At 39.8% G+C, this 13,438-nt stretch carries 16 protein-coding genes; 9 read left to right on the plus strand and 7 right to left on the minus strand.

Going from position 1 to position 13,438, the window contains the following annotated elements; all coding sequences use genetic code 11:
- Positions 1-36 precede the first annotated feature (36 nt).
- The 5 genes from L1068_RS08385 to yacG all read left to right on the plus strand — a co-directional run bounded on the left by L1068_RS08385 (position 37) and on the right by yacG (position 4,993).
- Entirely contained in the window at positions 37-1,272 is a 1,236-nt protein-coding gene (locus L1068_RS08385) for a type II secretion system F family protein (RefSeq protein WP_237129883.1), read from the plus strand.
- Positions 1,269-2,153, plus strand: coding sequence for an A24 family peptidase (locus L1068_RS08390; RefSeq protein ID WP_239031200.1), 885 nt, complete (start codon positions 1,269-1,271; stop codon positions 2,151-2,153). Before L1068_RS08385 ends, L1068_RS08390 begins: the two co-directional genes overlap by 4 nt.
- Before the next feature lies 1 nt (position 2,154).
- Positions 2,155-2,748, plus strand: a complete 594-nt coding sequence (coaE, locus tag L1068_RS08395; RefSeq protein ID WP_237129884.1) for a dephospho-CoA kinase — start codon at positions 2,155-2,157, stop codon at positions 2,746-2,748.
- A 161-nt stretch (positions 2,749-2,909) separates the two neighbouring features.
- On the plus strand, positions 2,910-4,592 hold the full coding sequence (gene pilB / locus L1068_RS08400) for a type IV-A pilus assembly ATPase PilB (protein WP_237129885.1): 1,683 nt from the start codon (positions 2,910-2,912) through the stop codon (positions 4,590-4,592).
- A gap of 167 nt (positions 4,593-4,759) precedes the next feature.
- Complete coding sequence (gene yacG / locus L1068_RS08405; protein WP_237129886.1) at positions 4,760-4,993, plus strand: DNA gyrase inhibitor YacG; 234 nt, start codon at positions 4,760-4,762, stop codon at positions 4,991-4,993.
- Positions 4,994-5,009: 16 nt separating this feature from the next.
- On the opposite strand, the gene L1068_RS08410 is transcribed toward yacG, so the two are convergent.
- Complete coding sequence (locus L1068_RS08410; RefSeq protein WP_237129887.1) at positions 5,010-5,732, minus strand: hypothetical protein; 723 nt, start codon at positions 5,730-5,732, stop codon at positions 5,010-5,012.
- Between the two features lie 201 nt (positions 5,733-5,933).
- Entirely contained in the window at positions 5,934-6,389 is a 456-nt protein-coding gene (locus tag L1068_RS08415) for a Spy/CpxP family protein refolding chaperone (protein WP_237129888.1), read from the minus strand.
- A 154-nt stretch (positions 6,390-6,543) separates the two neighbouring features.
- On the opposite strand from L1068_RS08415, the gene L1068_RS08420 reads away from it, so the two are divergent.
- From L1068_RS08420 to L1068_RS08430, 3 genes are read left to right on the plus strand one after another with little or no spacing between them, the layout of a single operon-like run.
- Positions 6,544-7,224 carry a response regulator transcription factor gene (locus tag L1068_RS08420; protein WP_010561753.1) on the plus strand — a complete coding sequence of 227 codons (681 nt, stop codon included), beginning with the start codon at positions 6,544-6,546 and terminating at the stop codon, positions 7,222-7,224.
- Positions 7,225-7,227: 3 nt separating this feature from the next.
- Complete coding sequence (locus L1068_RS08425) at positions 7,228-8,607, plus strand: ATP-binding protein (RefSeq protein ID WP_237129889.1); 1,380 nt, start codon at positions 7,228-7,230, stop codon at positions 8,605-8,607.
- Positions 8,600-9,520, plus strand: a complete 921-nt coding sequence (locus L1068_RS08430) for an alpha/beta fold hydrolase (RefSeq protein WP_237129891.1) — start codon at positions 8,600-8,602, stop codon at positions 9,518-9,520. Before L1068_RS08425 ends, L1068_RS08430 begins: the two co-directional genes overlap by 8 nt.
- Here the strand turns inward: L1068_RS08430 and L1068_RS08435 are convergent.
- A complete protein-coding gene (locus tag L1068_RS08435; protein WP_138630436.1) occupies positions 9,498-10,367 on the minus strand; it encodes a cation diffusion facilitator family transporter in 870 nt (289 codons plus the stop codon). The two genes, L1068_RS08430 and L1068_RS08435, sit on opposite strands and share 23 nt — an antisense overlap.
- A 100-nt stretch (positions 10,368-10,467) precedes the next feature.
- Between L1068_RS08435 and trmL the strand changes: the two genes are divergently transcribed.
- A complete protein-coding gene (gene trmL, locus L1068_RS08440) occupies positions 10,468-10,932 on the plus strand; it encodes a tRNA (uridine(34)/cytosine(34)/5-carboxymethylaminomethyluridine(34)-2'-O)-methyltransferase TrmL (protein WP_237129892.1) in 465 nt (154 codons plus the stop codon).
- 117 nt (positions 10,933-11,049) lie between these two features.
- Here trmL and gpsA read toward each other — a convergent pair whose 3' ends face one another.
- From gpsA to L1068_RS08460, 4 genes are read right to left on the minus strand one after another with little or no spacing between them, the layout of a single operon-like run.
- The gene (gpsA, locus tag L1068_RS08445; RefSeq protein WP_237129893.1) at positions 11,050-12,063 is read right to left on the minus strand and encodes an NAD(P)H-dependent glycerol-3-phosphate dehydrogenase; all 1,014 of its coding nucleotides are present in this window, start codon (positions 12,061-12,063) and stop codon (positions 11,050-11,052) included.
- A gap of 6 nt (positions 12,064-12,069) precedes the next feature.
- Positions 12,070-12,549: a protein-export chaperone SecB gene (gene secB / locus L1068_RS08450; RefSeq protein ID WP_010561759.1), complete on the minus strand. Its 480-nt coding sequence runs from the start codon at positions 12,547-12,549 to the stop codon at positions 12,070-12,072.
- Positions 12,550-12,570: 21 nt separating this feature from the next.
- Positions 12,571-12,825 (minus strand): glutaredoxin 3, encoded by a 255-nt coding sequence (gene grxC, locus L1068_RS08455; RefSeq protein WP_237129894.1) that lies wholly within the window; start codon positions 12,823-12,825, stop codon positions 12,571-12,573.
- 2 nt (positions 12,826-12,827) lie between these two features.
- Complete coding sequence (locus tag L1068_RS08460) at positions 12,828-13,259, minus strand: rhodanese-like domain-containing protein (RefSeq protein ID WP_237129895.1); 432 nt, start codon at positions 13,257-13,259, stop codon at positions 12,828-12,830.
- Between the last annotated feature and the right edge of the window lie 179 nt (positions 13,260-13,438).

Genomic DNA, 13,438 nt, shown 5'->3' on the forward strand with positions numbered 1-13,438 from the left:
TAATTACTCACGTTCGAGTGCTTTTAAGGATAAAGTATGGCAAAAAAAACTAAGAACGATGGCCTTACGACATTTTCATGGGTTGGCGTAAACGCGCGTGGCAAAAAAATGGAAGGTGAACTTAATGGTCCCAACATTGCTATTGTAAAAGCTCAACTCAGAAAACAAGGTATTACCCCATCAAAAGTAAAGAAAAAAGCGCAGCCTCTTTTTGGCATGAATGGTGAAAAGAAAATAACGCCGAAGGATATCGCTGTATTTACTAGGCAAATAGCTACAATGTTGATTGCAGGCGTATCACTCATTCAAGCTCTTGATATGATTGCATCGGGTTCAGAGAATAAATCTTTACAAAAATTAATTACAAAAATTGCTGATGAAGTAAAGGCCGGTGATCCATTAAGTAAAGCGCTTAGAGCTCACCCTAAATACTTTGATGAGCTTTATTGTGACTTAGTGGAATCGGGCGAGCAATCTGGTGCGTTAGATAGGATTTTTGACCGTGTTGCACTTTATAAAGAAAAATCAGAAGCGCTCAAGTCAAAGATTAAGAAAGCACTATTTTACCCTATTGCAGTACTAACAGTTGCATTTATAGTTACAGCAATTTTGCTTATATTTGTAGTTCCTCAATTCCAAGATGTATTCAGCAGCTTTGGAGCTGAACTTCCAGCGTTTACTCTATTTGTAATTGGCATTTCTGAATTTATGCAATCTTATTGGTGGATCGTTTTTGGTACAATTGCTATTGGTGGATATGCATTTAAAAAAGCACACTTTGCCAGTAAAAATGTTAGAGATAATACTGACAAAGCAATATTAAAGTCACCTATTATAGGTAGTATTCTAAATAAAGCAGCTGTGGCACGCTATGCGCGTACTTTATCAACAACCTTTGCAGCAGGTGTACCGCTTGTTGATGCACTGCAATCTGCAGCAGGAGCTTCCGGTAATGCAGTTTATAGAGATGCAATTCTTGATATTAAAAATGAAGTTAGCTCTGGTAACCAAATGAATTTTGCAATGAAAAACTCGGGCGTTTTTCCAGATATGGTTATCCAAATGGTTGCGATAGGTGAAGAATCAGGCGCGCTTGATGATATGTTAGGAAAAGTTGCTAACATTTACGAGCAAGAGGTTGATGATGCAGTTGATGGACTGTCTAGTCTGTTAGAACCATTAATAATGGCTATATTAGGAGTGCTCGTAGGTGGCTTAATCGTTGCAATGTACTTACCTATATTCCAATTAGGTAGCGTAGTATCTGGATGATTGATTTACTTATACAATTAGATTCTGAACCTATTTTGTTTTACAGTGCTGTTTTTCTTATTAGCATTTGCATCGGCAGTTTTCTTAATGTTGTTATCTATCGTTTACCAAAAATGATGGAAAATGAGTGGAAGGCTGAATGCAGTTTGCTACTTGCTGACAATCTCAAAACACCTTACGAGGCAAGCACAAAGGCATTTAATTTAATTACGCCAAGTTCAACCTGCCCGCACTGTAATACACAAATTAAACCTTGGTTTAATTTGCCGGTATTTGGTTGGTTATTTTTACGTGGTAAAGCGGCTTGCTGTGGTAACAAAATTTCTGTTCGTTACCCCAGCATTGAACTTTTAACTGGTCTTGCTGGCCTTGTGATAGCGTATTATTTTGGCGTAACTGAGCAAGCCGCTTTGTACTTAATACTAACATACGCACTAATATCACTTATTTTCATTGATATTGATCATATGTTATTGCCAGACCAAATTACTTTGCCATTACTATGGTTGGTATTAATAGCGTCAGTTATGGGGCTTACTATTGAACCATCACAAGCTATTATTGGTGCAGCTGCAGGTTACCTCGTTTTTTGGTCGGTATATTGGGTATTTAAATTACTTACCGGCAAAGAGGGTATGGGCTATGGTGACTTTAAGCTAATGGCTGTTTTTGGTGCTCTTTTAGGATGGCAGTATTTACCAATGATAGTGTTAATGTCGAGCTTAGTAGGTGCAGTAATTGGGGTTACACTTCTTTCAATACAAGGGAAAGATAAAGCAACACCAATTCCATTTGGGCCTTACATTGCAATAGCCGGCTGGATTTCCCTGATTTGGGGTGAACAAATCCAAACAGCTTATTTTAATTTTTTAACCTTATAATATGCCAGCTCCAGTTATCGGATTAACCGGTGGTATTGCCACCGGAAAATCCACTGTATCAAACTATTTCAAAAAACTCGGTATCACTATTGTTGATGCGGATGCTATAGCAAAGCAAGTTGTTGCGCCTAACTCTCCCAGCCTTAAAAAAATTAAAGCACATTTTGGCTCTCAGATCGTTTGGGATAATGGCGAACTCAATCGAGCTGAACTCAGAAAGCTTATCTTCTCAAACGAATCCGAGAAACTGTGGCTTAATAACTTACTGCACCCTATTATTCGCCAAGAAATTTTAGAGCAATTAAATGCAGCAAGTGGACTCTACGTTATTTTGGACGCGCCTCTATTATTCGAAAATAACCTTGATAAGTTATGTGAAAAAACACTATTAGTGGATATTCCCGAGGAACTGCAAATTATGCGAGGTAGCGAGCGTGACGGTGTCAATCAAGAACAAATAAAACAGATTATTACAGCTCAAATGCCTAGGAGTATTAAATTAAAAAAAGCAGATTACGTTATTGATAACGCATTATCATTAGATAACACATATGCTCAAGTAATGGCAATTCATCAAAAGCTATCAAACCGATAAAATCTCTGTATTCATATCGTAAACAATCAGTAGCAACACTATAGTTTGCTCGCTAAGTAAAACTTCACACCCTAAAACATAATAATTCCCTGATTTTTCATAAAACTTGCAATCCAAGCAATCTCAACAACACTTAAAGTAGATTGAATTGGAGGCAAGTGATGAATGTAAACTCTCCGCTTATTCGTAAATGTGTAGCAATGGGGTTTATCGCGCATGAACAAGTAATCTCAGCCGCGAGTTCAACCGCGCATATTAGCGAATTTATCTTAAACAACAGTAAAATTTCATCAAAGCAATTAGCAGGATATTGTTCTTCTTGGTTTAACCTTCCCGTACTAGATATTGCTACGGTAGAGCCAAGCAGCATACCACTTGATGATATCAGCGAAGAGCTAGTTAAAAAACATCATTTGTTACCCTTATCAAAGCGTGGAAGAACTTTATTCTTAGCCACATCTGACCCAACTAATTTTGATGCCTTCGAAGATTTCGAATTCAACACAGGCCTTCAAACTGAAGCTATAGTTGTTGACTTCAATGGGCTCGAGCAATTTATTGAAACAATATTTAATAAAACTGATGACTTGGCAATATCAGATGAAGAGTTTGAGCAATTTGGCGATATTGAAGTAACTGATACCGAAGCTAACTTATCTGAAGACAGCGCACCAGAGAAAGATGATGCCCCTATCATTGTCTATATCAATAAAATTTTGATGGACGCGATACGTAAAGGCGCATCAGATTTACATTTTGAACCTTATGAAAAATCCTATCGTATCCGTTTTCGCATTGATGGTATTTTGCATGAGGTAGCATCGCCACCACAAATGCTGTCATCACGCATTTCAGCCCGTGTAAAAGTAATGTCTCGTTTAGATATTGCAGAAAAACGTAAACCACAAGATGGGCGTATCAAATTAAAAATTACAGCAAAGAAAAGTATCGATTTTCGTGTCTCCACCCTACCCACCTTGTGGGGAGAGAAAATTGTAATGCGTATTTTGGATTCGAGTAGTGCTATGCTCGGTATTGATGTGCTTGGTTATGAGCCAGCGCAAAAAGCCATGTATTTAGAAGCACTGTCACAACCCCAGGGCATGATTTTAGTTACTGGTCCGACAGGCTCAGGTAAAACAGTATCGCTCTACACTGGCTTAAATATTTTAAACAAAGCTGAGGTTAATATTTCCACAGCCGAAGATCCTGTCGAAATAAACCTTGTCGGTGTTAACCAAGTGCAAATAAACCCTAAAGCAGACATGACATTCGCAAACGCACTGCGCGCTTTCCTTCGCCAAGATCCCGACATTGTTATGGTTGGTGAGATACGTGATTTGGAGACCGCTGAAATCGCAATAAAAGCAGCGCAAACAGGTCACTTGGTGTTAAGTACGCTACACACCAACTCAGCACCCGAAACTCTTACTCGCTTACTCAATATGGGCGTACCCGCTTACAACGTTGCAAGTTCTATTAGCTTAATCATTGCACAACGCCTTGCTCGACGCCTTTGCAATAATTGTAAAACACCTGAAAGCTTGCCTATCGAAGAACTCAAGTCGCAAGGCTTCACTGACGAGCAAATTGGCAATATAACATTATTTAAAGCCGTTGGATGCGAACATTGTACAGAAGGTTATAAAGGTCGAGTCGGTATCTATGAAGTAATGCGAATTACCTCTGAAATATCACAAATCATTATGTCGGGCGGAAATTCTTTGGATATCGCCAAAGCATCGTTAGCTAGTGGATTTAATAGTTTACGACTTTCAGGTTTAGAAAAGGCGGCGTCAGGGATAACTAGTCTTGCCGAGATAAACCGTGTTACCAGTTACTAAATGCGTGAATTTAGAGCTTAAGTTACGTTATAAATTTTGGGTTGACGAACGATGAACAAGATCTGCATTGTCTAAGCGGTATTGAACGGCTGATTTAAGCCAAGCGCTTTACTCAAACACAGTTATTCTCTAACATTTGCGCTATCAACATAATTGAAGTTATTTTTATGCCAACAACAGTAAAGTGCCCTACTTGCCAAAAAGAGGTTATCTGGCAAGAAGGCGCTAAATTTCGCCCTTTTTGTTCTAAACGCTGTCAACTTATTGATTTAGGCGAATGGTCAGAAGAAAATCATACGATTTCCACACCTCTGACGCCCGAGCAAGCATTTACTCCTGAGTCTATCGAAGACATCGAAGCAATGCTTGCTGCAAACCAAGAAGGCTTTTTTAAAGATTAGTTAACCTGAATTCGGGTTAATCAGTAAAGGCCACTGAAATATGTGAAATAAATAATTCAGATGGCCCTTCAAAACCCGAATCGCTGCCAACCATAATCCATACATCGCCATTATCATTAGCCATTACAGGAATACTTACCTCGGAACTCATCTCTTTCGCAATATAACGATTCTCAGCCATACAATCGATACCATTGCTAATATCTCCTACTACCTGACTATGCTCTCCTCGTTCGCCTTGTGTGCCTACATCCCAATTAAGGCGATACATTCCATCTCTAAGGCTATTTTTAGGCAACTCTGAGTGAGTGGCGACTTTGATATAAACGGACTCACCTGGTGGCCCGCCGATGCCCGCACAATTTGATTGAATATTAGTAACTATGGTGGTTTTAAATGAAAGGTTATAGCGCTTTGCTGGCTTTAAATTATCAATTTTGCCATAAAGACCCATAAATAAATCATCTGAACGGTTACTACCATATAAGCGATAGGCATGCTTATCTTCATAAGGTGTTGGTAACTGTTGGTAAGAAGATGCCAGTTCGAAAAAACCTTCTTGCCCTTGCGGGTAGTCTGAGAATAGCGCTGAAAAATCATGATGGTCATCATTAAAGTCGATGACGACCGGTTGAGATGTATCTCGATATTGATGCGAGTCACTATCACACGCAACAGACAGCACACAGAATGCCGGCACAACAAATGCCGTTCCTATTTTGTTCTTTATACTATTCATAATGTAATTTCCTTATTGACCTGAAATTACATTAGCGCCTTGGGCTAGAAAAAAGTGTTTAACTTTGTGATTAAATGAATAAAATTCGTACACCTTGCACAATAAAAACTGTACAAAAATTCACAAACGTAAATTAATACAATAAAAAGATGCACTAACCAAATACAAACAATATATTTGGTTAGTTACACTATCTGTTAACTACTTTTCTGCATGTTGCTTTGAACGCTTTTGCTTATTTTTACGTTTCATTACTTTTTTAAGCTTTTCCTGCTGTTCCGTCGTTAACATATTCCAAACTGCATTTTTATTTTTCGCTTTCATAACAGCAAGCTCGGTGCGTTCACTTTGCTGTTTAGCAAGCATTTGCCTAAATGCCACTTCGTCAAATACTTCAGCATGCACAAGTTCTTTAACATCAGCACGTGTATTCGGATTGCGCTCTTTAAATGCTCTTAGCGCCGCTTTTTCTGCATCAGCAATACTTTTTATTTTATCTTGTTGCACCTTGGTTAAATCTAAACGTGAAATACCGCGCTCTGAAAGTAACATTCGGTACATGTTAAAGCCCTCTTTATGAGGTTTCGCCATTACTACGCTGCTTGAAAGTGCTGCAATTGATAATACTGCCGCCGAAACTAACATTTTAAATTTCATAACATTCTCCAGTTGGGTCTTATTTGGTGTTATGGTTATTTTAGCAAGCCCAATGAAAAGCAACGCAAAGCAATGTAAAGGTTGTGTAAATTGTTTTTTGGCTGCGTAAATTCCCCTTAAAATAAGCGTATCTGTTGTATTGCAAGGCAAAGAAATGAACGTACTTCTAATTGATGATGACATAGAACTTAGCGAGTTACTTACCGAGTACCTTTCTTCACATGAGTTTAATATCACAGCGTGTCACCGCGGGGATACGGGCTTAGAGCAAGCGCTTGCACAAAACTATGATGTTATTTTACTTGATGTGATGTTACCCGGCCTTGACGGGTTCGAAGTATTAAAACAGCTACGCCAAAGCAAACTTACTCCTGTTATTATGCTAACCGCAAAAGGTGAAGATTTTGACCGTATATTTGGCTTAGAACTTGGCGCTGATGATTATTTAGCAAAGCCATTTAATCACCGCGAATTATTGGCTCGGGTAAAAGCAATCACACGCCGAATCGAAAATATTCAGCAAATGCACAGCAACGCAATTATTGAAGAAAATGGCATTAGGCTAACGCCGCATACCCGCGAAGCATTTGCTGCAGAACAAAAAATTGAGCTTACTGGTACTGAGTTTGAAATTTTATTTTTACTGTTAAACAACCAAGGTGAAATCGTGAGCAAAGAGACAATTAGCGAGCAGGTGCTTGGCCGAAAACTCGCGGCCTTTGATCGCTCTATCGACATGCATGTCAGTAATATTCGTAAAAAAATAGCAGAGCACATCGAGCAAGAAAAAATTAAAACCGTGCGTGGTGCAGGCTATATTTTGCTTGGAAATTAACTAATGCTAAACAAATTTAACCCAAGAAATTACCTGTTTTTTAAAGTGTTTAGTTGGTTTTGGCTAACTATTTTATTTACCTTAGCTGTACTGTTTGTTTTTAGTCAACTTACTGAATCTAATGTTGATAGTCATAAACTTCATGGCCCCAAGCTTATCAATCTAAAACGTTTGGCAAGTGGTTTAGAGCGCGCACAGCATAAAAAACCCGATAAAACTCTAGAACAACTAGCATCACACCCGCGCATTGCCCGTCATCGTTTGTTGTATTTTACGCAAATCGATTCCAACCTGTCGTTTTTTAACCAGCAAACTACACAACAGCCTGATGTAAGTTTACTCGCATTTACCCAACAGCTAGAGCCACAAATCATCACCACAGATAAGTACCGCGCGTTAGGTCCAGTTAAAGTATCGTATCAGCAACAAACATTTCTAATGTATGAGATTGAACCTTGGCGCTCACCGCCACTTGGTTTGCGTATCATTTTAATGCCCGCATGGCTAAAAACACTGGTCGTTATCGGTGCAACCCTACTTTTAAGCTTGTTATTTAGTCGAACACTAATAAAGCCAATAAATAAAATTAAACGCGCAACAACACAACTTGCCAATGGACAACTTGATACCCGTATTGAAATGAATCGTAAATCAGGCGATGAGCTCACAATGCTAGCAAGCGACTTTAATGTTATGGCGCAGCGCCTAGAATCTTTAGTCACCAGCCAAAAGCGCCTAATGGCCGACGTATCACACGAATTACGCTCCCCCTTAACACGCTTACAAATGGCCACGGGGCTTGCACAACTTAAACAATCAAGCGAGCAAGAAAGTTATTTATCACGCATCGAAAAAGAGGCAAACAATCTTGATCAGATGATCTCAGATGTATTAAAGCTATCCAGGTTAGAAGCGAATAATCAATATATTCAAAAAGACCTTCAGCCATTGCAATCAATTCTACAGCAAGTGCTCAAAGATGCGGAATTTGAATCGGAGCAACAGCATAAACAGCTCAAAGTAACAGGCTCTACCAGCAAACAACTCGAGTTAGATGCTGCACTTATCGCCAGCGCATTTGAAAATATTTTGCGTAACGCCATTAGATATGCAAAAACAACGATTAGCTGCGATATTAAAGATTACGACAAAGCCGTAATTGTAACAATTAGCGATGATGGTGAAGGTGTTGAAGCGTCAGAATTACCTATGCTACTTGAACCTTTTTACCGCATTTCACAATCGCGAGAGCGTAATAGCGGCGGCACTGGATTGGGTCTAGCAATAACTAAACATGCTGTAGAAATACACAAAGGTACCATTACACTCGAAAATCAACACAATTCAGGCTTAAAAGTAACCATTATCCTAAATCATGACTAAACAACATAACATCGAACAATTTTGGTCAACCGTCACTCACGCTAAGTTAGCGTTTCATGGCAATCAACTTGGCTACGCGTTTATAATACCGAATAACGCCAAGGCAGCCGTAACCATAGTAAATGGTCGCTGTGAAAGCTATTTTAAATACCAAGAGCTCGCCTATGATTTTTATAGCAAAGGGTTTGCCGTCTTCATGTGCGACCATCTTGGGCAAGGTGTGTCGAGCCGTTTATTACCCGTTGCAGATAAGGGCTACATTCATAGCTTCGAAGACTATATACAAGGGCTTTCACTCTTTGTTGAACAAGTCGTAAAGCAAAACTGGCAAGGTAAACACTATTTACTGGCACACTCAATGGGCGCTGCAATTAGCTATTTGTACTTAGCAAATCATACTCACCCATTTGATAAAGCTGTGCTCAGTGCCCCTATGTTTGGCATTCCAACGCCTGGTTTTCCATACCCTGTAGCAAAATTAATCGTAAATATACTCAGTTTACTTGGCTTAAATACACATTACTTTTTTGGCCAAGCTGGATATCTAGAAAAGCCATTTCACGACAATCCACTGATGCAATGTGAAACGCGCTACAATGCATTTCGCACTCTGTATAAAGAAAATCCGACATTGCGGCTCGGCGGGGTAACTGTAGGTTGGCTCAAACAGGCATTTCAGGCAATTGACCAGATCCAATCCACCTCCTCAGAATTACCTATTTTATTGATGCAGGCTGAGCGCGATACGATAGTTGCCAACACATGGCAAGATAAGGTTGTAGCACGCAATAAAACAATGCAAAAGAAATGTTATTACGGCAGTTTGCATGAGATTTTATTTGAGCAAGATGCTATTCGCGATCTTGCTCTAAACGATATTTTTCAATTTTTTAAAACGGATCTTTGTGAATAAGCACATCCACTTCGCCATCCATGATACTGTGAATGGCCTCTTCCACCTCAACCGAAATACGGTGAGCATTTGCTAGAGTAAGGTTACTATCAAGCTCTAAATGCAATTGAATAAATTTGGTAGGCCCGCTTTGACGAGTGCGTAACTCATGAAAACCAAGCACCTCAGAGTGAGATAACACCGCCTGTTCAATTTGCAACTTAATGTCATCAGCTAACTCTTTGTCCATTAAATAATCAGTTGATTCTTTTGCAACATCATAAGCGTTGTAAAATAAATAACCCGCAATCAGTAAGGTAAATACACCATCACTGTACACCCAACCAATATTGGCCAGTATAAGGGCAACAATAACGCTTAAATTTAGCAATAAATCGCCTTTGTAATGCACTGAATCTGCTTTTATTGCCACAGACTTAGTTTGCTTTAATGCCCAATGCTGAATTGCGATAATTAATAAGGTACACACTACGGCATAAATACTAACAACAACGCCGGTAAATACGGCTTCGCTTTTTACCGGGTTAAATAATCGCTCTACACCATAAAACGCCAGCAAGCATGCGCTACCAGCAATAAATGCTGCTTGTCCAAGCCCTACTAATGATTCAGCTTTACCATGACCAAAGCGGTGGTCATCATCTGCTGGTACAAGTGCAATTCGAAGCACCCAAAAGTTAATGGCAGATGCCGTAATATCTAGCAAAGAATCAGTTAACGAACCCAACATAGTAGTTGAGCCAGTACTCATCCAGGCCCAAAATTTTGCTGCAACCATGGTGCTTGCTAAAACAAGGGTTAAACTGCTCGAAAGCTTAACCCAATATGCATAATCTTTTTCTTTCATTTTTAAAATGACAAACCTTACCTGCATCACGCTCAAAACATATAGTATCTAACCTGAAAGCTTTGTTAAACTAAGAGAAACTATAAATTTGAGACTTCCCATGTTAGACATTGTACTCTATCAACCAGAAATCCCACCCAACACTGGAAATATTATTCGCCTGTGTGCTAACTCCGGTTTTAACCTTCACCTTATTGAGCCATTAGGCTTTGAATGGGACGACAAAAGAGTGCGTAGAGCTGGACTAGATTACCATGAGTTTAGCCACGTTGAACGTCACACAAATTTAGATGCCTTTTTTACTAAAGTACAACCACAACGCGTTTTTGCCTGTACCACAAAAGGTTCAGGCCATTACCATAAAGCTAAATTCGAACGCGGCGACTGTTTAATGTTTGGCCCTGAGACTCGCGGCTTACCAAGTGAAGTGATTGAATCACTGCCAACAGAGCAAAGGCTGCGTATCCCAATGATGCCAGATAGCCGTAGCATGAATTTATCCAATGCCGTTGCCGTATTTATTTACGAAGCGTGGCGTCAGTTTGATTTTGAAGGCGCTGTGTAAACCAATTGAACAGAGCTACTTTATCAAAAGATATTCAAGGCTAATAAAAACAAAGGCTTTACCACACTTAAGCGGTAAAGCCTTTTTAAACGGATATAGCTATTTTTGAAACTAGAACTAAGCTTCCGCTTTTTTCTGCCTGCCAAGTAAGTTCATTGCAGCAAGCTTTACGTCTTGCCCTTTATAAAGCACATTGTAAATTTGCTCACAAATTGGCATTTCAATACCACTGCGCTCAGCAAGTAAAAACACTTCTTTGGTATTGCGATAACCTTCAACCACTTGACCAATTTCTTGTTGTGCTTGCTCAACTGACTGACCTTTACCAAGCGCTAAACCAAAACGGCGATTACGCGATTGATTGTCGGTACAGGTTAAGATTAAGTCACCTAAACCTGCCATGCCCATGAAAGTCTCAGGTTTAGCACCAAGAGCAACACCTAAGCGCGACATTTCGGCCAATCCACGGGTGATTAACGCAGTACGCGCATTCGCACCAAAACCAAAGCCGTCAGAAATACCTGCTCCAATTGCGATCACATTTTTAATCGCACCACCAAGCTGCACACCAACCAAATCATCGTTCGAGTAAACACGGAATGAACGGCCGCAATGAAGCATCTCAGATACATCATCAACTAATTTTGTATCCGTTGATGACAGTGAAATAGCGGTCGGCAAACCAATGGCCATTTCTTTTGCAAATGTAGGTCCCGATAACACACCTAGGCTCACATCATCACCCAACACTTCCGCAGCAAGTTGCTGTAGCAAGCGACCAGTATTGGGCTCTAGCCCTTTGGTTGCCCATAGCACTCTTGCTCCCGCTGTTAAGTACGGTTTAATTGCTTTAAGCGTTTCGGAAAATGCGTGACTTGGGACAACCACCAGCACTACATCAGACGATGCCACTGTCGCAGCTAAATCATCATTTAATGACAGTGATTCAGGAAACTGTGCACCAGGCAAGTATTGCTGGTTTTCACGTGCTGTTGCTAATGCTTCAATATGATCTTTATTGCGGCCCCACAGGACGACATTGTGACCATTTCGTGCAAAACAAATAGCAAGGGCGGTCCCGTAAGAGCCCGCCCCTAGTACTGCAACAGCATTATCTGCTGAAGTAGTCATAATTAATTATGCGTCAGCAGCTTGAGCGGCTTGCTGTTGCACGTATTGTGCAAATAGCGCATCAAAGTTAACTGGTGCTAGGTTTAACTGTGGGAAAGTACCACGGTTAACCATATTTGACACGGTTTCACGTGCATATGGGAATAATACGTTCGGGCAGAAAGCACCTAGCATATGCGCTAGTTGACCTTCGTTTGCAACACCAATTGCAAAAATACCAGCTTGTTGAACTTCACATAAGAACGCAGTTTCTTCACCAAGTGTCGCATGAACTGTTACTGAAAGTACTACTTCAAATACGCCGTCTTCTAACTTGTTAGAACGTGTATCTAAGTCAAGTTTAACTTCTGGTGTCCATTCCTTTTGGAAAATAGTTGGTGAGTTTGGTGTTTCGAAAGAAACGTCTTTCACGTAAATACGTTGAACTGCAAACTGAGGACCTTCTGCTTGTTGTTCTGCGCCTAAGTTTTGATTCTCTTCTGTCATTTTATTTTCCTAAATTTTGTTTTAAACAAGCAAACTGTCTAAACGACCAGACTGTTCTAGTGCAAACATATCATCACAACCACCAATGTGTTGGTCGTTAATAAAAATTTGCGGCACTGTGTATCCACCGTTTGCTTTAGCAATCATTTCATCGCGAAGTTCAGGCTGAGCGGCAATATCAATTTCCGTGTACTCAACACCTTTTTGCGTTAACAGCATTTTTGCTCGCACACAAAAAGGACATGTTGGTTTCGTATAAATAACAATATTTGCCATGATTATTTTCCTGTAGTCAGCGGTAAGTTAGCGTTTTGCCACGCAGTAATACCACCCGATAGTACATTAACCTGTTCATAGCCTGCTTTAACCAGCCCATTTGCAATAGACTGCGCAGTCATACCTGAAACACATACCAAGATAATTGGGTCGTTCTTTGACTTTTCAAGGCCTACAAATTCACCTTGCTTGGCTTTTTCAGCAGCTAAGTGAACGCTGCCTGCAATATGACTTTGATTAAAGTCTTTTAAGGCACGAATATCAACAACTAAACCGTTCTCACGGTTGACTAAATGTGTCAATTGTTGAGGATTAACCTGTTTTACCGCTGAAAAGCGAGATTTAAACCACCCAAGTACAATGGCGCCTAATAAGCCAACCCAAATTAAACATAAAATCAGGTTGTTAGTTACAAATTCGACAAATTGTGCCATCACTTTCTCAATTTTTCTTTACATTAAAAGTGGCCAAGTATACACGGATGATATGAATAAATTCTAGCTCTGCTAGAGTTTCAGTTGAAAATTTTAAATGTGAATACCTTAACTGCTGAATCTGTGGTTAAAAAATGGTATAAATGTCGCGCTATTTTGTGCGCCGTGCTGATACGCGC

The sequence above is a fragment of the Pseudoalteromonas sp. MMG024 genome (assembly GCF_021654175.1).
Lineage (GTDB): Bacteria > Pseudomonadota > Gammaproteobacteria > Enterobacterales > Alteromonadaceae > Pseudoalteromonas.

What these genes read in the sequence shown, in the direction of transcription:
- L1068_RS08420 (WP_010561753.1), top strand. Translation starts at nt 6,544, where the DNA reads ATGAACGTACTTCTAATTGATGATGACATAGAACTTAGCGAGTTACTT.
- L1068_RS08385 (WP_237129883.1), top strand. Translation starts at nt 37, where the DNA reads ATGGCAAAAAAAACTAAGAACGATGGCCTTACGACATTTTCATGGGTT.
- L1068_RS08425 (WP_237129889.1), top strand. Translation starts at nt 7,228, where the DNA reads ATGCTAAACAAATTTAACCCAAGAAATTACCTGTTTTTTAAAGTGTTT.
- secB (WP_010561759.1), bottom strand. Translation starts at nt 12,549, where the DNA reads ATGACAGAAGAGAATCAAAACTTAGGCGCAGAACAACAAGCAGAAGGT.
- L1068_RS08415 (WP_237129888.1), bottom strand. Translation starts at nt 6,389, where the DNA reads ATGAAATTTAAAATGTTAGTTTCGGCGGCAGTATTATCAATTGCAGCA.
- trmL (WP_237129892.1), top strand. Translation starts at nt 10,468, where the DNA reads ATGTTAGACATTGTACTCTATCAACCAGAAATCCCACCCAACACTGGA.
- yacG (WP_237129886.1), top strand. Translation starts at nt 4,760, where the DNA reads ATGCCAACAACAGTAAAGTGCCCTACTTGCCAAAAAGAGGTTATCTGG.
- pilB (WP_237129885.1), top strand. Translation starts at nt 2,910, where the DNA reads ATGAATGTAAACTCTCCGCTTATTCGTAAATGTGTAGCAATGGGGTTT.
- grxC (WP_237129894.1), bottom strand. Translation starts at nt 12,825, where the DNA reads ATGGCAAATATTGTTATTTATACGAAACCAACATGTCCTTTTTGTGTG.
- L1068_RS08435 (WP_138630436.1), bottom strand. Translation starts at nt 10,367, where the DNA reads ATGAAAGAAAAAGATTATGCATATTGGGTTAAGCTTTCGAGCAGTTTA.
- coaE (WP_237129884.1), top strand. Translation starts at nt 2,155, where the DNA reads ATGCCAGCTCCAGTTATCGGATTAACCGGTGGTATTGCCACCGGAAAA.
- L1068_RS08390 (WP_239031200.1), top strand. Translation starts at nt 1,269, where the DNA reads ATGATTGATTTACTTATACAATTAGATTCTGAACCTATTTTGTTTTAC.
- L1068_RS08430 (WP_237129891.1), top strand. Translation starts at nt 8,600, where the DNA reads ATGACTAAACAACATAACATCGAACAATTTTGGTCAACCGTCACTCAC.
- L1068_RS08410 (WP_237129887.1), bottom strand. Translation starts at nt 5,732, where the DNA reads ATGAATAGTATAAAGAACAAAATAGGAACGGCATTTGTTGTGCCGGCA.
- gpsA (WP_237129893.1), bottom strand. Translation starts at nt 12,063, where the DNA reads ATGACTACTTCAGCAGATAATGCTGTTGCAGTACTAGGGGCGGGCTCT.
- L1068_RS08460 (WP_237129895.1), bottom strand. Translation starts at nt 13,259, where the DNA reads ATGGCACAATTTGTCGAATTTGTAACTAACAACCTGATTTTATGTTTA.